This is a genomic window from Gammaproteobacteria bacterium (genome assembly GCA_015709615.1).
Lineage (GTDB): Bacteria > Pseudomonadota > Gammaproteobacteria > Burkholderiales > Nitrosomonadaceae > Nitrosomonas.
In genome coordinates this window covers 1,295,765-1,316,524 of the sequence record CP054179.1, presented here as the reverse complement: position 1 = coordinate 1,316,524, position 20,760 = coordinate 1,295,765, and the positions used below count along the sequence as shown (strand labels likewise).

Here is a 20,760-nt window from a genome sequence, read left to right as displayed (position 1 = left end):
TTTTAGGCTTTACGATTGAGGATAGGGAGTGCCGCATCTTCCATGATTTCCAGCTTTGCCAATATTTCCGGACGGTCTTTTTTCTTGATGCCCAGCATTTTTAGCGTGCTCTCTATCGCAGGGCGATCCAGGCCGTCGTACACACCGGCAAAGCGATCAACGCGCCAGCAACGGCGCAGCCGCACAAAAACCATGACCGCTTGCCAGTTTTCCGGGAAAACCCCGAAGAGCTCGGTTTCATCGTCGTTTTCGTCGTCATCATCGCCTTGCTCCCGTTTTGCTATTGCTTCTTGCCACTCCGGCGGATCGGCGGCGCGGGGATCCATCTCCCGCTCCATCCGCACCGGCCTTGCTGCCCACCACCGGGCGGCGTCCTTTAGTTTTTTGCTGCTGCGGCCTTGTTGCCGTGCATGCACCAGATGTAGGATCTGACGATGCCGTTTCGTACGTACGGAATCGCTATTAGCTTTTCGCGGTTTTCGTCATTGAATTCGAGATGGTTTCCGTCCTCGTCAAAAACATCATCACCCCAGCCTGTCAGCACACGCCGCGCAAGACCGATATCTTTTTCAGCGCTTTCTTCCGCATAAAATGCGTCATATTCCTTTTGGCTGATCAGCTCGAATTGCGCGGTGAATTGCTGTTCTTTGGTTTCACCGCCGTCTTGCGGAACGTTAATCGTGATCGGCCAATTGATCTTTCTTGTTTTTTCGATTTTGAACATATTGATCTCCTTGGTTATTTGGGTTTGGGCGCACGCAACGCGCCCCAACGTTTTGCCCGGATGGGGGCGCAATCGCCCCCATTGGCGGTGCCGCCGGGTGGTTATTGGGTTGCGTACGTCAATTCGTTGCTGCCTGCATCGGTTGCGGGCAAGTAAATGGCATCCATTGCCAGCATGATCATGTTGTCGCCCTCGCTGGTGCGCGGGTTGGTCAGTTGCACGTTGCTTGCGGCGAGAATGGCTTTATTGCCAACCACGGTACCGTGCGTCATTGCCAGTGCGCCTGTGGTGCCCGCCCGGCAGATGGCATAAAAATCTTTCACGTCGGTTTTGGGCAGCAAGATTGCAACTTGGCCGGTAACCTGGCCGTCGACAAAATGCATTTGCTCCGAGTTCGGCCGGTTTTTATAAACGTTCTGAGCACCGCGATTGATCGTCAGCGATTCGAGCGCGGCTGCGTAGCCGTGGAGCGAGAAGGTGGTATTCGCCTTGGTAACAGCGACTGGTTTTTTGAATGCCGTGTAATCAGGCGTGCCACCCAGTGCCGCAACGCCGATTGCTCCAACCAACCCTTCTACAGTGACGTGGATGTACGCAATACCTCCCGCTGTGTATCGCCATTCGCAATTGCCGCGAACACCGAGCGCTATGTGTTGCACGCCGTCCCAGTTGAAATAGAATGTGGCCGATTCTTCACCGTCGGATATGATTCCGTATGTTACGGGCCCGGTTGTTGGCGTAACCGTTTCAGACATGGCGCAGATGCGCAGCAGCTTACCGTAAGCCGGTATCCCAACAACCGTACCCGCGCCGGAAACCTCGATGTCAAACTCCATTTTCACGGTGTCGCCGACATTAATCTTTTCCCGTGCGGCGAAGTACGGCCGGGCCGTGTTGCGCTCGGCGTATTTGATGTCTAATGGCACTATCGTGAAATTTGAAACCAACACATCATCAGTACCGATTGCAGGTGTTGCGTCGGTGCCGTAAGTGGTTTCTATTTTGACTGCCAAAAATTTCTTATTCGCTTTCATTGGCTAATGCCTCCCCTTGGGGTTGTTCGGTTTCCGGTTGTTCGGCCGGGCTGGCACTATCCGCCCCTACGGCCGGGCCTTCGATGCGGATGCGTTTACCGGTGGCCTGGTCAATAATGTAACTGCCGCCCATACCGTGCCATTCATCGACCTGCAAGGCTGGCGGGGTTCCCGCGTCCGGTACCGGTACCTCTGTTTTGTCGTTGGTTTTTTTCTTGACCATCACACGCTCCTGATTAAATGGGAAGTTACGAATTCTTCGCGCCGCCACAGCACGGCTTTGCTCATTTTGATGAGGCGGCCGGAGCGCTTTTCGATTGGATTAAATTCGTTGTCCGGACTCCAGGCGTGCAGCGCATTCAGTATCGCTGTGCGAATCGTGCGCATATCCGCCCCGGCATGCTGTCCGCGTGAATCCCTGAAATTCATTGTTGCGATCGCGACAACGAACCTGACCTTGTTCTGCTGGGACACAACCATCGTTCCGGTTGTGTTTTCGCTGGCATCATCACCTGCTTCAAACACATACGCCGACGGCGTTTGCTTAAGATCAGCCTCCGCGACGGCCAGCTCCGCCGAGCCGCCGACAAATTTCAGCGTCGGGACTTCGGTTTTCAGCCGTGCGATGATCCATTCCGGGTCAAACAGGGTTATCACGGCCAGTTCTCCGTCTCACCGAATGCGGATGTGCCTGATTCAAACGCCACACCGCCGCTGTTCTGGGATGTGCTGCCTACCGCCAGATCCAGATCGCCTTTCGCTACCGCTTGCAAAAATTCGATTGCCACGCTGTTCCTGTCCGCCACGCTTTCCGGCGCTTCGTTGCCGTGGAGCAGGTAGCGGGCGATGTCGCAGCCGATCCGCTTTAGCACCGCCGGTACCGTGGCCAGGGGCAGCGTGTAGCGCGTGCCAAGGTAAGCGTCCATCGTTCCAGTAGCGTCATCGATGGCGGCACCGAGCACGGTGGCGTCTATTTCGCCGGTTTGCTCGCGGTCGGTCAGTTGGATCAGCTCCTCCTCACCGTACCGGTCGATCATGTCCTGTTGCGTGCAGTAGGCCATCGCTATTCCGCTTTGGTTTTGGTTTTGCTGTCTTTTTTGCCGGTTTTAGATGCGTCGGAACCGGCGCCATTGGTCTGATTGTTGTCCGGAGAGCCGCCGCCGTCATCGACCAGATCTGGCGATTTTTCCGGTACCGCTTCAATCGCGCCGATCTTGATCAGCGGCGCGGCGTCTTCATCGCTCATATCGAGCAATTCACCCGGTACGCGCTTGCGGCCGCCGTGGTTAAGATAATCGATTAACACTTTGTACATTCTGGTCTGCTCCGGTTGGTTTGTTTTTAGGGCGCATGCGATGCGCCCCCCCATGGGTTGATTGCCGGGTTATGCGATGGCGTTGATGACTAGGAAACCGGCGTCGGCACCTGCAATTACGGGCGATACACTGTCCGTGCAGGGGTAGAGCCATGATCTATAGCCGTTGTCGTAATAAGCCGCCTCGGAGACCGGATAGCCGGACAGTTGATAGGTGTAGCCATAGCTCGGCGCGCCCATGTCGGCCACGGAACCGGTGTTGGTGTACGCAAGAATTACATCCTTGCCCCAGACATCTTGCATGTTGCCGTCGGCATCCTGATAAACGCCTTTGCCGATAACCACATTTTCGACTTCGAACAATCCGGCCAGAATTTCCGGCGTTGCCGAATCGCGCCCGGTGTATTTGATGCGCTCCAATACTTTTGGATGGTTTTTGACTTTCCGGAACACTTTCGACGGCAGCAGTATCGTGTTCGGGTCAACACCTACTTTTGCCCGTACCGCCTCTTTGTAGTCGTCGACATCGCGGATCGGATCGGATGTGCCGGAATAATCAGACCACTGGGCGGTGCTAGATAGCGTTATTTTATTGCTCGATGCGTATGTCCCGGCCGTGCGCGCAATGGTTGCCTGATCTATTTCAAGCCGCTGCAGGATAATGTTGCGGGCGAAATTAACCGCGCCGGTTGCCAGATTGATGCTCGGCGCTTGATTGGCGGCTTCTTGCAGATGCTCGACAGGCACCAATCCGCTGATCGAATGATCGGTCAGCGCATACGGCTTGCCGGTGTAACCGAATTGCGCAACCGCAACCTTCGATCCCGGCGCGCGCGCCGTGTTGTAAAGCCGGAAAGATTCCTTGCCGAATTCGATGATGTTGCCGCCGCGCAAACCGACAGGCACAACCGGGAACAATGCATTGCCGACGAATGCGGGGTTTTTATAACCGCGCGCGATCTGCGTGAGAACGGGATCGGCGACTAAAGGGGCTGCCATCTGGGACATTTTGGTACTCCTAATTAATTAAAAATCCATTCGGGCGCATGCCATGCGCCCCTACGTGGTTACGCTGCCGGGAGCACCAATATTTCGATGCGCTGTCCGGCACCGGTTGATTCCTGCAATGCGATACCGGTTGCCGTGCCCGTGTCATAAGTCAATGCGCGACCATCCGCGCCGGATTTGACCTTTGTTCCTTTCGATATCGAGCCGCCCGCCTCGATGATGGCCGTACCGTAAGTGTCGACGGTCATCGATGCACCATTTGCGGCGGTCATGCGCGACACGCCGATTGCGGCCGCCCCGGCGGATGACACTTGCGCGCCCGCCGGGGTCACGAAACGCTCGGCCGTTACCGCGCCGGATGCGGTCATGGTGAGCGGTAAAAGTGGGGTGAATTGCATGGTTGTCTCCTGAGTTTATTGATCGATACGGATGGTTATGCGGTACGCTCGACTGCCGCCACGGCCGTCAGGTACTCGGTGCCGGGATGCTGCTCGATGTACGCAAGTGCTTTGTCATGCAACGCGGCGGCTTTGGGGTCGACATCGAACCCCTGCGGAACATTGACTATTGCGCGCTGTTTGCCGGTTTTGCCGTCGTCCGCCGAGCGTTCGCCAAAATCGACGATTTTCGGGAAACTGGATAAAGCGGCCTTGAATTTGTCGACGGTCAGTTGCGCTGTGTTGCCCCCCTCGCTGAATTCGAGCGGTTTTTCCTGCGCCGCGATCAGATCCAGCGCAGCCACGGCCACAGCCCTAGCAACAGGCAATAGACGTCCGTCGTCGACCAGTTTGTCGCAAAAGGCTTCATGCGAGTCATGTCTGGCGGCGCGCTCGCGGTCGGCCAATGCCGTCTGTGCAGCAGCGGCCTGTTCCTGATAATTCGCGGATTGTGTCTCAAGCGCTGCTTTCTCGGCTTCCAGTGCTGCAATTTTCTTAGTAAGGTTTTTGAGCTCATCATTTTCCTGCGTCATTGGTTTCTCCGTGTGGTCGATTGGGCCGGTTTGGCCGGATTGCATGAGATTTGCGGCGGGGTGGTAGTACATTTGTTCCTCGTAAATCAACGCGCCGTCGGATTCCGATAAATTGACTGCGGGCAGGTTTTTCAGCGCCGGTGCGGCCGCACCCAAAAAGCCTACATGCCGCAAATAAAAAACGCCAGGCTTCGGATTGGCCGGGGAATCCGGCAAATAAAAGCTGGCGGAAATCTTTTTGAACCGCTTGGCGCGCACCATCTCGACAAAATTAGCGTCAAGATCACGAAGCTTTGCGGACAGCACCCCGCCCTTAATCGCGAGCGATTCCACCCAGCCCCAGGCCGGGCCGTTGTGTTCCGGGTGGCCGATGACCGCCGGGGCATCAAACAACGCCGGATCGTAAGCGGCAGCCGTTGCGGCCAGATCGGCATCCGAATAAGCGCGTTGATCGCCGCTCATTGCGGTGTGTGTGCCGGGTTTGAAAATTGGGATTTCGATATTCATACCGGACAGAATAGCCCGGCGGATCAGACTGTTAAATTAAAGCAGTTTAAATTTTAATAGGGGTGTTGCGGGGGCATGTTGGGGTATGTAGGGGCGAGTTGCACGCGCCCATGCAACCAGTGCGCATGCAATGCGCCCCTACGGTTGAATTTGTTTTTCCAGGTAATCGTTAAAAAGGCCGATGATCATTTCTTCATCTTCATCCGAAATGCCGATGAACGGACGGGCGGGGATGTCGCCCCAGAGGTGCGGGAATTCCGCTTTGGTGCCGCCGAATTGCTGCATGGCGGCATAAACGGTCGGGCTGCCGACTTCGAGCGTATCGTCGCTGAGCTGATAATTGATTTGATCCATCAATGTGCCGCCTGCCGTCAGCGGTTTATCGCGGCCCTTGCGCTTGATCGTCGACGCCTTATTGCGCGCCCACGGCGTACCGTCCGGCCCCGATTCGGTTTCAAAGCGTTTTTTGGTGGAATCCACCAGTTCTTCACCGATTTCCAGCAGCGCCGGGCGCGGATTGCCGCCCGCGTCGATCAGACGTTGCAGCAACCGCGTGACTTCCTGATCGTCGTAATCGACCTGGATGCGCATGATCAGTAGTAAATGTTATTGCGGACTTTGCAGATTTCCAGCGTTGCCGTGCCGGAAGAAGACATTGCAAAGATTTTATCGTCCTTTTCGACGATCACTTCGATCATGTTCCCGGCAATCAACCGTTGACTGTTTTCGTCCATCGTATCCAGCGCCGTGCTACCCGTCCGGACAAAACAGTCGACCAGCTCCTTGCAATAAATACTGTATTCACCGGCTGGCAGCGCCGCGGTGCCGGATGCAGTGGTTGCGTTGATCGATAAATCAGGCTCGCGGTCGCGATTTTTCAGATAATACGAGTTTGGCATTTTGCATTTCCTCCTGTTGATAAAATTTACCGCTTAAGCTATCCTGCATCGCATAGGCGGTTCGTTTCGGACGTATAGTTCGGGGGCGCGCAAGCGTGCATTGGATCCCGCCTGCCTTATTTTTTGTCCTTTGTTTTAATCACCATTGATTTCAGCGCAATGGCCTGATTTTTCTTCCCCTTAAGAATTTCAAATATCAGTCGCGCAATTTCATTTTTGCTCGTTTTACCCAGCACTTTGATTGTTTGATGGCCTTTGCCGCTTTGCTTGCCGCCGGATATTTCGCCGTTGCTAAAAACATCCATCACATCCCGAAAATCATCCGGTTCAGCCGGACGCTGTCCGCCGCCATCGAATGCACGGCTGCTTTCCACGTGTCGCACTGCATGACCAGGCAGCAGCACCATGTACCCGGTTAAGTCATCGTCAATCGTTTGTTTGATTCTCTCCGGAGCATCCACAAAACCCAGCCACAGATTTTCGTCCGCATTCCTCTCGGTCAAGGCTCGGCGCGCAAAACCGGCGATATCGGCCGTTGCATTGATGTAGCGGTTGACATCACGGCTCAGCGCCTTGCTGATCGCATCCGGCTGCTTGATCAATTTTTCCTGCACGAACTCGCGCAGCTTGGTATCCGTGCGTGCGCCAGGCTGATAATCGAAACCGTAATCGATGCCGTTGGGTACGGTGTGGTGCACACCGGCGCTGTCGATATGCGTGCGCGTTCCATCGTCCGGCGCTTTTGCGCCTTTATATTCGGATGCGCGCATCGCTTTGACGCGGCAACGGCAGCCCCAGCCGTTCGGCGGGTAGTGCGTCTGCCACCAGGGATCATCCTTGTGCAACACCATGCCAGACCAGCTCACGTGCAGCGGGCGCGGGTGCTGCACGGTGTCGTTGTGGATGTATTGCCAGTACGGCCGCACGCTGGCCAGATCCGGATCGTTCAGTTGTTTGTGCCTCCCGGCGGCGTAGCTGGTGGATAGATTGGTTTGATAAATCACCCGCGTGCGCCAGTCTCGCCCCTTTTGACTGCCGGAACCGGTCCAGCCTTCCCAGCCGTGTTTTTTGACGATATCGTTGAAGCGGCTGCGGAATGCGCCTATCGACTCGCCGTTGACGATGGCTTTATCCACCGCGTCGCGCAGATCATTGAGCAGATCCGCCTTGGCGGCACCGGCGACGATAAAAGCGCGATCGTGCGCGTTTCTGACAATATCATCCCAGCGCTCGGTCGGCAGATTGAGCTTACCCCGGAAGAAATCCACCTGCTCCTGGAACTGCTTATTAAACTTGCCGTCACCGCGCGCATTGAAAGCAATTTGCGTCTGGGATAGATTAAGCGGCATTCGTACCCCGATACGGAATCGATTTTAAGGGGTTCAATCGGGGTTCAATTTTGATTGTTATCGCCTTTGATAACCGTTGATATATCCAGGGCTGAGAAAACCGCACAAATCGCGTTTTATGCGGTTTCATTTTTCTTCCTGCACATCGTAGCGGCCGGACAAGTCCGCCGCGATGAACGCCAGCTCCATGACGTTGACGAGCTGACTTGAATCCAGATCGCCGTAAGCGGCCAGTAAGTCGTCGCGCAGCTGCTCGAGAGATTCGGCGTTGTCGACCAGGTCGCGTACTTTATCCAGCATCACTTTGCCAGCGTCGGCTGACTGATCCGCCAGAATGTCGGTTTGGCTGTCGCTGGATGTGGGGTCGATATCGGTTTCATCGTTTTCCGCGAAAGCGGTTTTTTTACCGCCGTCGCCGGATTGCGTGAGATTTGCGCCGCCGTCCGTTGCCGGTGCGGCGGATTCCTGCCAGTCTCCGCCGTAGGTTTCCTGGATGTATTTCAGCGTCGGCCTGAAACCCATGCCGGAAATTTTCACATCCCGGTCAATGCGCGCATTCAGATCTTCGTCCGAGAAGACTCGGTAAACCGTGGGCGGTACCGCGCCGGGGAAGTTCCACTCGGTCAGCCAGGTGATGATGGTGCGGTTAAACTGTTCCGATAGCATGTCGCTATCCGCTTTCAGGATGGCGTCCTTGACCGCTTCGCGTTCGGTGTCCCCGCCGAGCTTTCCGGCGGTGCCTTGGGCGGTGGCGGTTTGACCCAGGCAGACCATTAAGATCGCCTCGTTCATTTGATCGATGAAGCCTTTGTGATCCGCAGCCGAACTCTTCAGCGCTTCCAGCAGAATCACTTCCATGCCTTCCGGTACCACCACGGCGGAATCGCGTTGTATCGCCCGCAATGCGTCCAGCAATTTCTGCTGATCCGGCTTATCGGTTCCGGACGGGTATTTGCCCACGGCCGTGGGTGAGCTGAATTTGTCGAGATAAAACGCCCAGAACCGGGTGACATTGCGCTTGAGCCATACCAGCCAATACAAATAATGCGCGAGGCCGAGACCATACGGCGCATCGTCGTGATCCGCGCCGAACGTGGCGACGATAAACTTGCGATCCGGCATCAGTTCGCCGGGCATTGTGTTGTTGACGGTTTTCAGCCGCAGATTGCCTTCGCCATCAAAAGCGAAGCGCCGCCGGTTGCGCACCTTGACGCCATCGCGCGCTTTATCCAAGACGATGCGCGCGCCATCTCGGGCAACCATCGCCTCGCCGACCGAGAAGCCGTAAAAAACGCCGTACAGCATTTTCATCGTGATGCGGTCAAATTCAACGCTGGAAAGTTGTTTCTTGATGAAATTGGACGCTTCGATGTCGAGCGGCCTTTCTCCGCCCGGCTTGACTTCCCAAGGCTTGGCGATGACGCCGTAAATGCGTTGATTGATGCCGGTGCGCACACGATCGTCACGCAGCACATCGGCATAGACCTGATAATCGCCGCCGCCGCGTTCGACCACGATCACATCGTCAATCGGCGCATGCATCAGCGCAGACAGCCAGCCGCGCGTGATGTCGCGGCCGTCGCGGCTGGTGGCGATTTCCTGTAATTCCGGTTGTTCAGTTTTATTATCTGCCATTGAATCCGCTCCAATCTATTCTGCCGCCGTTATAACCGGTTGGCGTTGTTTCTCGATTTCCCGCGCTCATAAACTCAATCAGGCCGCCTTTCATTTCCCGGCTGGCGTAATAAGCCAGCGCGATGGCGATTGCCGCGTCGCCGTGGCGTTTTCCTTTGTCCTGCCCGGTGGTGCGTGTGTCCGGAATCCTTGGCACGCCGCGCACCATTTGCACTGCGCGCAGATCGTCCAGCACGTCGGCGTCTTTCGGTAGATCAACCAGTGTGCCGTCCTCAAGCGCCGCTTTGACCGGGGGCATGTGCTCGCGGTACCAGGATTCGGACAGCATGACCTGCTGGATACGCTGCGGGCCGTAGCGTTGCATCGCGACTTCGGCCAGGAATTGGCCGTTGCCGCGCGCATCGAACGCACCGCCGCGAAAGCGTGGCAGGCCGTCCAGCAGATAAAAAGCGACCTGCTCCTGCTGGCGGAATGGCACGTTGCGCAGCTCGAGCAGAAAGGGCATGCGGCGCGTAAGGTTCTGCATTTGCAGCAAGGGTGCATGCACGGTCAGATCGCCGGAGCGGCCGAAATCCTCGCCATTGAATGAGACGGCTTCTTTCGGCAGGCTATCCAGCAGCGGCTTGAGATTGGCAATCAGCCAATCCTGGCATTCCGCGTGCCGGGTGTGATCGGGCAGCAATTCAAAACCGTCCTTGCATTCCCAGCGCAACACCGGCGTGTAACCGGACATGCGCGATTCGATCAGGGCGCGGGTCAGCCACGCGCCGCTGGAATTGGCCGGGATGCAATCCAGCTCCTCAGCGGCACCGTCACCGTAAAATTCGTAAACGCTCGCCACCCAGGCGGTTTCTTCCTCCGCTGTCCATTCTTTACCCAGCCGCATGCAGACGCGCCGGTACAGCCCGTCTGCAACCGCCTCCCGGAATGTCACCCGGTGCACGCTGCCTTTGCGTTTTCCGGCGCGGATATCGTTGATCAGTTCGTTAAATTGATTGTCCTGGCCGTTGTGCGTGGAAATCACGCGCACTTTGCCGCCCCAGATCAGCATCGCCAGGGCGGCTTTCAGCAGCTCGCCCAGCTTCTCATGGAATGCGGCCTCGTCGATGACGATGGTCCCTTGGCGGCCGCGCAAGTTGCTTGGGCGGCTGGACAGCGCCACGATCCTGAAACCGGAACTGGGAAATCTTATCGTGTACGTCTTGATATGCTTGTCTTCTTCGTCCTCGCCATCCCAGAAGCCTTCTTCGATTTCACCGGCGGCGTAGTTAAACACCCGCGCCCACATCGCGCACGCCTGGATATACTCGATGGTCATGTCCTGGTTGTAGGCGATGTAATACACGTTCATCCCACCGGCCGAGCGGGCGGATGCTGCGGTCAGCACATTGTCCGACGCCTCTCCCCAGGTCAGCCCGGTACGGCGGGATTTCTCAATGACCTTGAGCGGCGAATCGTCCGCCACCCAGCGCTGCTGGTAGGCGAGCAGAACCGCAGGCGTTACATTGTCTGCGGCTGTGTCGGGGATGACGACGGGGATGGTCACTCGGCAATTCCCAGGATTTCACGGCGTATTTGTTCGCGGGATTGCGCCGACAGGCCGCCTTTCTTGGCGATTTTTTCAGCGGATGCGGCTGCTTTTTCGATGCGATCGCGCGCTTCGTCCTGCCATTTGCGATGTGTGACTTTGGCGCGGGCCAGGTTGGATATCGCCACCGCAGCCCGGCTGAGCAGCTTGACGCGCTTGGCCGGATCGCTTTCGGCATCCGCCTCTTGCAGGTCCACCATGACCTCGAACAATTCGGATTGCGCCATGCGAATCACGGACGCGCTCAGTTCGTCGGATTGATCCGGCGTATTTTTGGCCAGCATCTGCGCCGCTTCGGTGGCGGCACGAATGGCGGCCATGCGCTTTTCGATTTTCTGCCCGTAGCGGTGCACGGCGGCATGGCTGATATCATAGCCGCGCGTTTTGAGTTCTCCGGACAGCAATTGATAACCGCTGAAATTGCCCTCGGACAGGGCAGAATCCAGCCAGTCTTTGACTTCTGCGGGCAGGGTGTCTATTTTAGATTGGCGGGCCATTTTCCTACGCAACCTTTAATCACTTGCCTTCTGGCCGCTTGTCCAATCCTTTTTCTGCCAGCATTTCAGCCACGTCATCGATGTGGAGGCAATCAACCATGCAAGCGCCTTCTGTTGCGGGCTGAACAACCGCTATATTTCCGTTGCAGTAGTCGTTACCTGGTGTCGCGCCGTGAAGAACCCCAAAGGCAACAACTTTACCTCCTGCGAGTTTCACAAGCTTGTCCCCGTTTTTTGCTTCGCGTCCATTTCTGTAGTGCATTTCTATCTCCTTGAAACAATTTCCCCAAATTAGCGTGCAGGGGTTAACACGTAACTCACCACTTCGGCGGCCGTGCAACACCTTCCGGTGCGGCCGCGCGAAAATCCACCACGTCCTCGCCTTCGGCGGTGATTTCTGCGTGCCAGAGCGCCTGGTTTTCGTTCACGGTGATCAACTTTTTACCTTTGAGATAGCCCAGCTCCTTGCGCACCATGTCGAGCGTTACCCGCAGCGGGATGTCGTGCGCCGTGCGCAACAATACATGCTCAGAGGTGCCGTAGGGCCGGGCGTGCCACAGCGCCAGCAGCAATATCCAGCGCAGGCTTTCGCGTTCCGCTCTTGCGAGATCGACGATATCTTGCGAGTTCATTTTTTCCTTAGCTCCATTAGCAATTCATAAAGGCGATCCAGCTTGCTGTTGACCGCGGTGTATTCCCGGATGGAATCCTCGCGCCGCTGGTATTCGATCGGCAGTTGCGTCATCAGCCGTTTCAGATCCGCGTCGGTTTGTCTCAGGCTGGCGTCGATCTGCATCCACTTTGCGGTGCAATCGTCATTGTTGGTTTTGAGCCGTTCGTCCAGATTCCGGATCATCCGCCCGATCAGCCACTTGATGATGCCGATCAGAAAAGCCGTCCAGGCTGTCATCAATCCAACCGCCCAGATAAGCACCTGCCATGTAATCGTTATATCCATTTAGTGCCGCGCCTCCCAATCGTCCCGGCATTCCGGCGAACACCAGCGCACGTCCGGTTTCACATCCTCGCCGCAAAACAGGCATTCGCCGGTGGCGGAGGCTTCCGGGGGGCGGTTTCTGGCTTGCTGCACAAGCTTTTCATTCATCATGTCGATCAATTCCCCTGCGCGGTCAATGTCGTCCATTCAATCCCGCATCCCATATTGCAATCGCCTCTATGCGGCCGGTGCATTGTTCGTACAGTTTTTTGACTGTTACTGCCCAGGCGGCGATGTCGGCGTCGGTGGTGTACCGGTCGACGCTATCTGCGGCAGGGGTGGCAGCGGCTCGATCAGCGCTTCCGGTATCCTTGGGCATTCGTTGTTGTTGAGCCGCTGTGGTGTTGAGCACGCGGCGAGCATCAGCAGACAGGCAATTGCGGCCGGTCGTATGTTTTTTGAGTTCATCGGTCAAATCCTCGGCGTGTTGCTGGGTTTTGATCAAGCTTCCGGTCAGGTGGCTGAACGCACGGCTGGCGGCGTTTTGTGCGTCGCGCATCCGGTCGGCGGTTTCTTTTTCATGCGCTTCGAGCATTTTTTCCGTATCCAGCTCGCATTGCATGAGATTTGCATCGCCGATTTTGTCGGCGACAAAGAAGCCGCCGCCGAATCCGATCAACAGCGCAATGGCTATTAAATATTGCATGCTAGCCGATGCGTTTGACTGCGGTGATGCGACCGTACAGCGAGAGCAAGCCGCCCAATACAGCGGATATTTGCTCGGCCAGGCCGTTGGTGTCGCCGATATCGAAGCCGAACATTAGCGAGACGGATGCCGCAATAGTAACTACCGAGCCGATCACCGTTTTACTGGTCAGTGCGCTTTTGGTTTCTTCCATGATTTCCTCCTTGATTGGGGCGCAAGCATTGCGCCCTTACGAAATCCCATCGGGAGCGACCCGCCAGACCAGGTGGTGACGAACACCTGCGGCATGACAGCCTTGTTCCCCCGATGGGGATTGCCTTACTTGCTTGAGGGATCAGTATCGCGGAAAGCGCGGATTGGCTAAATTAAAGCGGTTTAAATCTTGGGGGGATATGGTGATGCGAGATTAAAACGAGGTGTGGATTTTGCATCAGAACCCGCCGAAGCGGGTTTGTTAGTCAGTAGGGGCAAATAATCATTTGCCCCTACGTTGCGCGTCGATTTATGCTGCTTGTTTCGGCATTTCCAATCCGCTTCTGGCTGCTTCGTATTCCGTATTCAGGAAGTTGGTCAGCATGGCCAGGTCGTCTCTGGCATCGGTGCTGCTGATATCCACATCCGGGCCTAGCAGGTTGGACAGAGCGCGCCAGCAGGCGGCGATTTCGTCCATGCGGTTGATGGCGTCTAATTGTTCGCGTGTCAGGCTCATTTGGCACCTCCGGCGATCAATGTAAACCCGAGTTCGCGCATTCTGGCCAGGTTGGCCGGGGGTTTGAGCAGGCCGCAGGCTTCCATGCGGCGGCGGTGTTTGCGGATGGTTGCCACGTTGCATTTAAGCAGCAGGCCGATTTCCGCACCGGTCAGGCCCATACCGATATACTTGGCGATGCGGTTCCACAGCGGCTTGGCTTTCAATAGCTCTTCGCGCGCACGGCGGGCTTGCACTTCTTCGACTTGGCCGGGGCGCACGGCATCCGGTAGCAATACCGGTTCTTCTCTTGCGATTGCCAGCTTCAAGGATGCGAAATTTCTAAATTCCTTGCCGATTTTGGTTTTGGCGAAAAAACCAAGCTTGATGCAACCGGTGTCTGAAAAAATGTGTGTTTGTCTATCGCCTTTTAAGGTGGTCAAATTGACCACCGCTACATCTTGCTCAGTAAATTCATCCTTGTGGCGTTTGTATAATTTCAGAATTGCCCGGCGCTCTTCGCCGACAGAATAGCCAAGACATTTACCGGCTTCTTCCGATGTCAGCCATCGCCTTCCGGCATGTTCAACGATTGTGATTGATTCACCGAGAAATTCGGATGAGATAAGTTGATTTGTCATTTTGATGCTCCTTCTTAGGGGTTATGCCCATAAAGGTATGGGCGGCCAAGAGCTAAGAACCGGCATCAGTCGGCGGAGTTATTCGCGGCAAGCCGCTATTTTATTCCTCGCACTCCCGGCCATCAAAACGATGGACGTAAAAAAACCACAACTATCGGGCGCGGTCTCCGCTGATGCTGCTCGTGTTCTTAGCACTTGCGGCGAACCATACACCCGTTATTTATTATTTGTCAACTATCAATTTCTGGCTCATAATTTCCAGATGGATGAAAAAACAAAAGCCGTTCTCAGAGAGCTGATCGAATCAAATCTATGGCTGACTCGCGCCGTAACTACGCTTGCGACCCATAACCAGGAAGAGATCGACGAGAACTTTGAAAAATACATGCTAATCAATGCCGAGGCGATTGAGAAAGCCGCTAGGATTCTTCATGACATTCCCGACACCGATTGATAAACATCTTTCCAGTGCCGAAAAATTCAACCGCGCCAATATTCTAGCAAAGCGCGGAGGGGATTCCGGCGGCACTACGCCGCCCTCAGGAATAGAATCCCGCGTTGCCCGCCTGGAAGCTTCCGTTTTACACATCGAGTCCGATATCAAAGATATAAAATCCGATATCAGGGACTTGCGCAAAACCGACGAAATCAATTTCCGCATTACGTTCGCAGCAATTATTACCACCGCACTCGGACTTGCCGGTTTGATGGCCAAGGGTTTTGGCTGGTTGTAATTCATTTTCGTTAGTTTCTTTACATTCTGATTGTTATAAGTAAAAGCAAACCGGTTTACTTTTACTTATAACCACCAGGGGCGCAAGTGATGCGCCCCTACGGGTCAATACTTAAATTGATTGAATGAGCTCTTGACCGGGCATTGTGGGTCTATCACGTAGCTGGTTTGGTCGAACTTATTCCATGCGCCGGTTCCTGCGCCATCCACGACCAGCATTGAAATCAACCCAAAATCTATCAGGATTCCGAGCAAGGTTGTTGCGTCAAATGATTTCGATGCGGGAATTGAAACCGCATTGCAGCCTTCTTTGCGGGCCGTGATGATGTATTCTTCCTTTTTCTTGAATGTGGTTACGGTATTACCTTTTCCGACCAACGCTTCGTTGACGTACAACTCTACATCCGGTTGATTGCTGCGGATCGAAACTTGTTGTGAAGCCCCATTAAATATGGTTGCGCATCCCGAAAGCGTAACTGTTATTACCGCTATGCTGATAATCCTTCTCATAATTTCCCCTTTTTAGTTAAAAATATATTATTGCGAACAGAATCATAAAACAAACAGGTGTTGGGCGCGAGCATCGCGCCCCTACGGTTAATTTCTTATTTTGCTTCTAATGCCTCTGCCGATGGCTCCGGTTGGCTGGCCGGTGCCGGTTTGTTTTTCCTGCCGCTTGCTGAACGGTTCGACCGGTTGCCATTCGTGGGTTTCTACTGTTCCGTCGTCGTAGGCAAACAGGGTAATGATGCTGGGCGATAGTGTGAGCAGGGTTAAATCGTCGACGTAGCCGTCATCCGCGCGGATTGTTACCTTGGCGGTGTTTTTTTCTACTGAAATAATTGCTCCGCCGCTGTTTTGCACGACGTGATCACACACGCCGGATTCGCAATAGGTAATGTCTTGGACGAGGCGGCTGCCGTTAATTCTCATGCTGCCATTTACCGAGAAACCGCCTAGCGCTGAGTCATCGACTGAGCCGTCATTCCAGGTGATTACTGCGCGTTTGAGTGTGTAATTTTGCGCGCTGGCTGGCGATACAAACACGGCTAAAAACAATGCAGCGATTAATAGGTTTGATATTTTCATGCTATCCCCTAAAGTTTTTTAATTTTTAATCGATATCTAAATTGCTACTTCATGGCATCGATGCCCGGCGGAACATTGCCGGGCGTCAATCAGTCAACCTCGGATACTTTGTTGGCGATATCGATATCCTTAACTCTGCCGCAAGACACGTCGCCATCATCATTTTCCGCGCAGAGGTAATGCACGATTAGAATCTTTTCGTGCTGTTTCGGCCACACAAACTCCATCACCCTGTTACCTGCGACCACTAACATGCCGAGCACAAATACCAAGATGCAAAATTTACCGGCATATTTTAAATTTTCCATCACATTCTCCATATTGTGTTAATCATCCAGCTCTTCGCCGGTACCATCGCATTCCGGGCATTCGCCAGATCCAAAACAGCAGCCGCATTTATTGCCATTCTCAAGCCCTGTTCCTTCGCACATCGGGCAATTGCCGGTGCCGTTGCAGTTCATGCATTCGTCCATTATTTTCTTAATCCCATAATCGCGCCGAAGGTGTTTTCACCGGCTTTGAACATCAGCATCCGCTCATCTACCTTCGCGCAAAACTGCAAATCCGGTTCTTCGATGACCAGGCTTAGATATTTAGCCTGGATTTTGATGCCCAGAATCTCCACCGCAGCATCTTTTTCAAAAACATTCCCGGAGCCTTCACAGTCCGGGCATGTTTGGTCTGTTCGCGTGTCGGTTTCGTAGCCGATGCCTTCGCATGATCCGCATGTCAGATCATAATAAGTATTGAAGTTGTTGCTGGCATCCACGACGCCGTCCCCTTGGCATTCTTCACATTCTTCTTTGGTTGCGTGACCACCCCCTTTGCAGATAGGGCACCAAATTTTTTCCGGCCATGCGATTTGCTCTTTGTCGATTGGTGCGTAACCGCTGGCGGATTCTATGGTGTCGATTATTATCATGACGTAGCTCTCATTCACTCTGAGCTCATAATATGGCCATTCAAAGTCGTGCAGAATTAACATGACGTGTCCGTTTGTTGCAACCACCCTCTTGTTGAGCAAGAACGGTTGATTTAGCCAGTCGCGGATATCCTCGCCATTGCCGTGAAATTTATTGATATCGACCATGGTTATCTCCCAATGCACTGACGACGCAGGCCAAAAGCCATTTCCAGCGCATTTAAGGCCGCGCTTTGTTGCAAGGCTGTTTTCTCGGGGTCTTTTTTGTAGTCCGCCATGATTTCCGGCAGGCGTTCCGGTTGGACGTCGTATAGATTTTTTCTGCCGTGAGCGAAACTCACGACGGTTTTTTTAACGTTTGCGCGACGCAATGCCGATTCGGCCGTTGCGCGGCTGCATTTCAGTAATTTTCTGATTTCGTGGATGGTCATCATGTTTAAATCTCCTTTAATTATTCGAACAGTTCCGGCTGCACTTCACGCATTTTGATTGCTTGCATTTTCTTGACGATCGAGTACACCCATTGCATGCTGATTTTGTATTTGCGCGCTAGCTCGGCGTGGTTTGAGCCGTTGAATTCATTGTAAATTTGCAGGTCGCGTTCGTGGATGTACATGCCGAGACCTTCCGGGATATAAACCAGTTGTTTTTTCCATTTGTCGGCGATGCTGCGTGCCAATTTCACGCCGATATGGCTGGCTGTTACGGGGTCTATTTCGATGCTTTCCCGCAGTATTTCCGCCGTTTTTTCTGCCAGATCGGACAACAATTCGGGCATTTCTGCGTTGCTGGTCGGTTGTTTCATGGCTCTAATATCTCCTTCATCCGGGCTATCGCCGCCATCCGGATGTGCTTTTTGCTGTTGCTCGGCGCTGTCAGTTTCAGCGGTTCTAGCCGTGCCGGGAGCGACAGCAGCAGTTGTCTTGGCACCGGCCAGCGCTCCGAATTCAAGGCGAGTTGCCGGAATCCTTCGCTGATCCTTGTCTCATCCAATGCGGCGCACCAGGCGCGCGTGGGCCATAGCGTGTCGATCCAGGTGGCGGTGGTGAGTTCGATGGTTGCCGCTGCCGGGGTGCCGTCGAGGCTCAGTACGTAGAGCCGCTGCACGCCGCTGGCGATGGCCACTGCAAACCATTTTTCCGCCTTTTTAATCATATCTATCCTTCAGGCTTTCGATGCTCATCAACGCCTGCTCGGTTTTGCTCATGCGCGCGCCCTTGCCGGTTTGTGGTTTTGTGCAAGTTGGTAAGTTGGCGGATTTTTCTACACTTTCCACCACGCTTTTTAAATAATTGTGATTTTTCATCGAATCACCACCTTTTGCGCGGATCTGCTCGACGGTTTTTGCCAGAGCTTCCGCGAGCGTTGCATGATCGTTTGTCAATGCCATAACCTCCTGGCACAGCTTCAAAGCGCGGTCATTCGGCAAATCGCGCTTGGGTGTACGAAACAGGCCGAGGTACGTGACCATCGCACGCGACAGTTCCGCGTCCATACCGGAGAGGATGCCGACTAGCCTGGATGCAGCTTCGTCCTGGATAATGGCTTCCAGTTGGATGTGGCTGTGGCAGACGGGGCAGCGGCCGAGGTTCATGGTTGCTCCGTTGGGGATGCGATGGGCGCATTGCCATGCACCCCTACGGTTTTTTCGCGGATTTGTTGCAGCCAGCGGCGCAGGCCGGTGATGACATTGGTCGCTTGCCATTGCATCAGGAAGCGCACGTTGTCGACCGTGGCGGTGTGTTGTATGAATTTGGTCAGGCGTTCGTCATCCAATCCATACGTCCACCCCATTTGCAGCGCCAGTTGTTCTATTTCACCCAGTTGCCGGGTGGATGGTCTGTCCCAGCGTTTGCCGCCTTTGCGCGGCGGGTGCGGGATGCCGATTTGCGCTCCGAGGCGCTTGAGGTGCCAGCACCAGTCGAGCAGTTCATTGTCCGTCATGTCGCGTAGCGACCCCTTGCCGGTTTTGTCATGCTGCATTTGCCGCCGCATGTCGTCATCCCAGCCGAGCTGCTGGCTGGCCATGTGCGCGAGACCGGTTAACACGTGCCGGTTGATCGCGCTGGCGGTTTCATCGGTTTTTCTTCTTTTTGGTTCCATGTCCGTAATCTCGTTTAAAAACCCGCCTGATGGCGGGTGTGAGTTTTAGCCCATATGTGGATGCCAACTGATATTCACGATGTCTTTTATCGTGATGCAGCCGCGCACCTCCGGTGAGAGCGGATTGTCCGCGTCGCAGGCGATTTCGATCAGGTCGTTGGTGGCGATTTCCTCATCCGTGACCAGGGTTGCAAAGCTTTTTCCGAGCACGACTTTTAACCGCTCTATATTGTTTATGTAAGCACCCTTCGTTTTACTGATGTAAATGTTGCCCAGGTTTCCGATGATGTCCATGTCATATCCGTGCCGTTTTGTTATTTCCTTGTTTGCGGCTTTGATAAAATCTTTCAGCTCTTGATCGTGCGTTATCCGCCATAAACCTTCGTGGATAATTGCCGCGATATCATCATCGACGGGGTAGGTGTCGCCTTTCTTATCGATCATTTGATAGTTAACCGCTGGTGCCGGCGCCGCCGCCTGATTAACTTCCTGATCCAATGCTGCTTGATTGCTTGCTGCCATTTGCTTGCTCCTTATGGTTGCGTTTCACGCCCGGCCAGGCGTTTTTTGCCCTTATGTGTTGGTTATAACTTGGAAAAATCGAGCGATAGCTGTTCAAATTTTTCGCCGTTACCGATGCGCCGGTAAATGCGCATGTACGTTGTAGTACCAGCGACTTGCATCGAGTCTTGCACGGCTTTCATTGCGGATTTCCATTGTTCGTCGTCAATTTTTAGCCGTGTCAGACCGAGCACGCGGCCTACGGAAATCTTGCCTTCTTTGTCGGTCTGAAATGCGTGCTCTACCAGGGCACGGATTTCAGCGCCGCTGCCTTCCGCCCATTTATGGATACATTCATCCACCAGCTTCTTGGCGATCTGCAAGCGCTCATCGAATGTGATGCATTCGGATACGTCGATTCTGATTTTGTAGCGGCCGTCAAAGCTGGAGAAGGTCGTATTACCCTTTTTACCGCCCATATTGACGCCGTATTTTTCCGCCGACAGGTCTACGAATGCGGACAGGTCAGCCATGACATCGCGCTTGAATACGGACATCTGTTCTCGCAATTTCTGGCTTTTGGCGATGATTTCGCGCACCAGATCGTCGCGGGCGATGTCGATATCGTTAATCATGTCTACCGGCACCAGGTGGCCTTGGGCGTTACGCATGTAGCCTTCCGGTGTAGCTTTGGTTTCCGTGGTATGCATCGTTTCTCCTTTGATTAAAATGGCAAATTCTTTTGCGCTTCGCGTTTGGCTATTTCCAGATCGCCCCAAGAAATCAGGCATCCGGCAATTAGCAAACCCGAGTCCGTCGCTAAAACAGAAATTTGCAAAGCTGGGTAACAAGCCGCCACCAATTTCCAGCAATGCTCGTTTTTATCGTTAAATCCTTCTTTCGTGACCATTCTT

General features: G+C 54.3%; 38 protein-coding genes and 1 pseudogene. 2 read left to right on the top strand and 37 right to left on the bottom strand.

Going from position 1 to position 20,760, the window contains the following annotated elements:
• Positions 1 to 2: 2 nt before the first annotated feature.
• The 24 genes and pseudogenes from HRU77_06410 to HRU77_06295 all read right to left on the bottom strand — a co-directional run bounded on the left by HRU77_06410 (position 3) and on the right by HRU77_06295 (position 14,498).
• The gene (locus HRU77_06410) at positions 3 to 326 is read right to left on the bottom strand and encodes a DUF1799 domain-containing protein (protein QOJ20359.1); all 324 of its coding nucleotides are present in this window, start codon (positions 324 to 326) and stop codon (positions 3 to 5) included.
• A gap of 50 nt (positions 327 to 376) precedes the next feature.
• Positions 377 to 724, bottom strand: coding sequence for a hypothetical protein (locus HRU77_06405; GenBank protein QOJ20358.1), 348 nt, complete (start codon positions 722 to 724; stop codon positions 377 to 379).
• A gap of 101 nt (positions 725 to 825) precedes the next feature.
• Entirely contained in the window at positions 826 to 1,758 is a 933-nt protein-coding gene (locus tag HRU77_06400; GenBank protein QOJ20357.1) for a hypothetical protein, read from the bottom strand.
• The gene (locus tag HRU77_06395; GenBank protein QOJ20356.1) at positions 1,745 to 1,981 is read right to left on the bottom strand and encodes a hypothetical protein; all 237 of its coding nucleotides are present in this window, start codon (positions 1,979 to 1,981) and stop codon (positions 1,745 to 1,747) included. The genes HRU77_06400 and HRU77_06395 overlap by 14 nt, the downstream gene beginning before the upstream one ends.
• Complete coding sequence (locus HRU77_06390; protein QOJ20355.1) at positions 1,981 to 2,415, bottom strand: hypothetical protein; 435 nt, start codon at positions 2,413 to 2,415, stop codon at positions 1,981 to 1,983. Before HRU77_06390 ends, HRU77_06395 begins: the two co-directional genes overlap by 1 nt.
• Positions 2,412 to 2,819, bottom strand: coding sequence for a DUF1320 domain-containing protein (locus HRU77_06385; protein ID QOJ20354.1), 408 nt, complete (start codon positions 2,817 to 2,819; stop codon positions 2,412 to 2,414). The genes HRU77_06390 and HRU77_06385 overlap by 4 nt, the downstream gene beginning before the upstream one ends.
• A gap of 2 nt (positions 2,820 to 2,821) precedes the next feature.
• Positions 2,822 to 3,073 carry a hypothetical protein gene (locus HRU77_06380; protein ID QOJ20353.1) on the bottom strand — a complete coding sequence of 84 codons (252 nt, stop codon included), beginning with the start codon at positions 3,071 to 3,073 and terminating at the stop codon, positions 2,822 to 2,824.
• A 69-nt stretch (positions 3,074 to 3,142) separates the two neighbouring features.
• On the bottom strand, positions 3,143 to 4,081 hold the full coding sequence (locus tag HRU77_06375) for a major capsid protein (protein ID QOJ20352.1): 939 nt from the start codon (positions 4,079 to 4,081) through the stop codon (positions 3,143 to 3,145).
• Positions 4,082 to 4,140: 59 nt separating this feature from the next.
• A complete protein-coding gene (locus HRU77_06370) occupies positions 4,141 to 4,479 on the bottom strand; it encodes a DUF2190 family protein (GenBank protein QOJ20351.1) in 339 nt (112 codons plus the stop codon).
• A 35-nt stretch (positions 4,480 to 4,514) separates the two neighbouring features.
• Complete coding sequence (locus HRU77_06365) at positions 4,515 to 5,558, bottom strand: peptidase (GenBank protein QOJ20350.1); 1,044 nt, start codon at positions 5,556 to 5,558, stop codon at positions 4,515 to 4,517.
• A gap of 138 nt (positions 5,559 to 5,696) precedes the next feature.
• Positions 5,697 to 6,149 carry a phage virion morphogenesis protein gene (locus HRU77_06360; protein QOJ20349.1) on the bottom strand — a complete coding sequence of 151 codons (453 nt, stop codon included), beginning with the start codon at positions 6,147 to 6,149 and terminating at the stop codon, positions 5,697 to 5,699.
• A 2-nt stretch (positions 6,150 to 6,151) separates the two neighbouring features.
• Positions 6,152 to 6,457: a hypothetical protein gene (locus HRU77_06355; protein QOJ20348.1), complete on the bottom strand. Its 306-nt coding sequence runs from the start codon at positions 6,455 to 6,457 to the stop codon at positions 6,152 to 6,154.
• 116 nt (positions 6,458 to 6,573) lie between these two features.
• On the bottom strand, positions 6,574 to 7,806 hold the full coding sequence (locus tag HRU77_06350) for a head morphogenesis protein (protein QOJ20347.1): 1,233 nt from the start codon (positions 7,804 to 7,806) through the stop codon (positions 6,574 to 6,576).
• Between the two features lie 126 nt (positions 7,807 to 7,932).
• A complete protein-coding gene (locus HRU77_06345) occupies positions 7,933 to 9,441 on the bottom strand; it encodes a DUF935 family protein (GenBank protein QOJ20346.1) in 1,509 nt (502 codons plus the stop codon).
• A 73-nt stretch (positions 9,442 to 9,514) separates the two neighbouring features.
• Positions 9,515 to 10,987: pseudogene (locus HRU77_06340) on the bottom strand (hypothetical protein).
• Positions 10,984 to 11,526 carry a DUF3486 family protein gene (locus tag HRU77_06335; protein QOJ20345.1) on the bottom strand — a complete coding sequence of 181 codons (543 nt, stop codon included), beginning with the start codon at positions 11,524 to 11,526 and terminating at the stop codon, positions 10,984 to 10,986. The pseudogene HRU77_06340 and the gene HRU77_06335 overlap by 4 nt, the downstream one beginning before the upstream one ends.
• Positions 11,527 to 11,545: 19 nt before the next feature.
• Positions 11,546 to 11,788, bottom strand: a complete 243-nt coding sequence (locus tag HRU77_06330) for a hypothetical protein (protein QOJ20344.1) — start codon at positions 11,786 to 11,788, stop codon at positions 11,546 to 11,548.
• 55 nt (positions 11,789 to 11,843) lie between these two features.
• A complete protein-coding gene (locus HRU77_06325; GenBank protein QOJ20343.1) occupies positions 11,844 to 12,158 on the bottom strand; it encodes a cytoplasmic protein in 315 nt (104 codons plus the stop codon).
• Positions 12,155 to 12,484 (bottom strand): hypothetical protein, encoded by a 330-nt coding sequence (locus HRU77_06320; GenBank protein QOJ20342.1) that lies wholly within the window; start codon positions 12,482 to 12,484, stop codon positions 12,155 to 12,157. Before HRU77_06320 ends, HRU77_06325 begins: the two co-directional genes overlap by 4 nt.
• A complete protein-coding gene (locus tag HRU77_06315) occupies positions 12,485 to 12,670 on the bottom strand; it encodes a DUF2116 family Zn-ribbon domain-containing protein (GenBank protein ID QOJ20341.1) in 186 nt (61 codons plus the stop codon). It lies immediately after the preceding gene.
• Positions 12,657 to 13,169 (bottom strand): hypothetical protein, encoded by a 513-nt coding sequence (locus HRU77_06310; protein ID QOJ20340.1) that lies wholly within the window; start codon positions 13,167 to 13,169, stop codon positions 12,657 to 12,659. Before HRU77_06310 ends, HRU77_06315 begins: the two co-directional genes overlap by 14 nt.
• Position 13,170: 1 nt before the next feature.
• The gene (locus HRU77_06305) at positions 13,171 to 13,362 is read right to left on the bottom strand and encodes a hypothetical protein (protein ID QOJ20339.1); all 192 of its coding nucleotides are present in this window, start codon (positions 13,360 to 13,362) and stop codon (positions 13,171 to 13,173) included.
• 309 nt (positions 13,363 to 13,671) lie between these two features.
• A complete protein-coding gene (locus HRU77_06300) occupies positions 13,672 to 13,878 on the bottom strand; it encodes a hypothetical protein (GenBank protein QOJ20338.1) in 207 nt (68 codons plus the stop codon).
• A complete protein-coding gene (locus HRU77_06295) occupies positions 13,875 to 14,498 on the bottom strand; it encodes a hypothetical protein (protein ID QOJ20337.1) in 624 nt (207 codons plus the stop codon). The genes HRU77_06300 and HRU77_06295 overlap by 4 nt, the downstream gene beginning before the upstream one ends.
• Before the next feature lie 37 nt (positions 14,499 to 14,535).
• Here HRU77_06295 and HRU77_06290 point away from each other — a divergent pair, with 37 nt between their 5' ends.
• Positions 14,536 to 14,952: a hypothetical protein gene (locus HRU77_06290; protein QOJ20336.1), complete on the top strand. Its 417-nt coding sequence runs from the start codon at positions 14,536 to 14,538 to the stop codon at positions 14,950 to 14,952.
• Between the two features lie 91 nt (positions 14,953 to 15,043).
• Positions 15,044 to 15,232 carry a hypothetical protein gene (locus HRU77_06285; protein QOJ22080.1) on the top strand — a complete coding sequence of 63 codons (189 nt, stop codon included), beginning with the start codon at positions 15,044 to 15,046 and terminating at the stop codon, positions 15,230 to 15,232.
• A 104-nt stretch (positions 15,233 to 15,336) separates the two neighbouring features.
• On the opposite strand, the gene HRU77_06280 is transcribed toward HRU77_06285, so the two are convergent.
• The 13 genes from HRU77_06280 to HRU77_06220 form a co-directional block, all read right to left on the bottom strand.
• Positions 15,337 to 15,741: a lipoprotein gene (locus tag HRU77_06280; GenBank protein ID QOJ20335.1), complete on the bottom strand. Its 405-nt coding sequence runs from the start codon at positions 15,739 to 15,741 to the stop codon at positions 15,337 to 15,339.
• 87 nt (positions 15,742 to 15,828) lie between these two features.
• A complete protein-coding gene (locus HRU77_06275; GenBank protein QOJ20334.1) occupies positions 15,829 to 16,320 on the bottom strand; it encodes a hypothetical protein in 492 nt (163 codons plus the stop codon).
• An 89-nt stretch (positions 16,321 to 16,409) separates the two neighbouring features.
• Positions 16,410 to 16,628, bottom strand: a complete 219-nt coding sequence (locus HRU77_06270; protein QOJ20333.1) for a hypothetical protein — start codon at positions 16,626 to 16,628, stop codon at positions 16,410 to 16,412.
• A gap of 18 nt (positions 16,629 to 16,646) precedes the next feature.
• A complete protein-coding gene (locus tag HRU77_06265; protein ID QOJ20332.1) occupies positions 16,647 to 16,793 on the bottom strand; it encodes a hypothetical protein in 147 nt (48 codons plus the stop codon).
• On the bottom strand, positions 16,793 to 17,410 hold the full coding sequence (locus tag HRU77_06260) for a hypothetical protein (GenBank protein QOJ20331.1): 618 nt from the start codon (positions 17,408 to 17,410) through the stop codon (positions 16,793 to 16,795). Before HRU77_06260 ends, HRU77_06265 begins: the two co-directional genes overlap by 1 nt.
• 2 nt (positions 17,411 to 17,412) lie before the next feature.
• Complete coding sequence (locus HRU77_06255; GenBank protein QOJ20330.1) at positions 17,413 to 17,676, bottom strand: hypothetical protein; 264 nt, start codon at positions 17,674 to 17,676, stop codon at positions 17,413 to 17,415.
• A 17-nt stretch (positions 17,677 to 17,693) separates the two neighbouring features.
• A complete protein-coding gene (locus HRU77_06250; protein QOJ20329.1) occupies positions 17,694 to 18,047 on the bottom strand; it encodes a transcriptional regulator in 354 nt (117 codons plus the stop codon).
• Complete coding sequence (locus HRU77_06245; protein QOJ20328.1) at positions 18,044 to 18,397, bottom strand: hypothetical protein; 354 nt, start codon at positions 18,395 to 18,397, stop codon at positions 18,044 to 18,046. Before HRU77_06245 ends, HRU77_06250 begins: the two co-directional genes overlap by 4 nt.
• A complete protein-coding gene (locus HRU77_06240; protein ID QOJ20327.1) occupies positions 18,390 to 18,836 on the bottom strand; it encodes a hypothetical protein in 447 nt (148 codons plus the stop codon). The genes HRU77_06245 and HRU77_06240 overlap by 8 nt, the downstream gene beginning before the upstream one ends.
• Positions 18,833 to 19,345, bottom strand: coding sequence for a regulatory protein GemA (locus tag HRU77_06235; GenBank protein ID QOJ20326.1), 513 nt, complete (start codon positions 19,343 to 19,345; stop codon positions 18,833 to 18,835). The genes HRU77_06240 and HRU77_06235 overlap by 4 nt, the downstream gene beginning before the upstream one ends.
• A 45-nt stretch (positions 19,346 to 19,390) precedes the next feature.
• Positions 19,391 to 19,867 carry a hypothetical protein gene (locus HRU77_06230; GenBank protein QOJ20325.1) on the bottom strand — a complete coding sequence of 159 codons (477 nt, stop codon included), beginning with the start codon at positions 19,865 to 19,867 and terminating at the stop codon, positions 19,391 to 19,393.
• Positions 19,868 to 19,929: 62 nt separating this feature from the next.
• Positions 19,930 to 20,556, bottom strand: coding sequence for a DUF3164 family protein (locus HRU77_06225; protein QOJ20324.1), 627 nt, complete (start codon positions 20,554 to 20,556; stop codon positions 19,930 to 19,932).
• 14 nt (positions 20,557 to 20,570) lie between these two features.
• Entirely contained in the window at positions 20,571 to 20,756 is a 186-nt protein-coding gene (locus HRU77_06220; protein ID QOJ20323.1) for a hypothetical protein, read from the bottom strand.
• Positions 20,757 to 20,760: the final 4 nt, after the last annotated feature.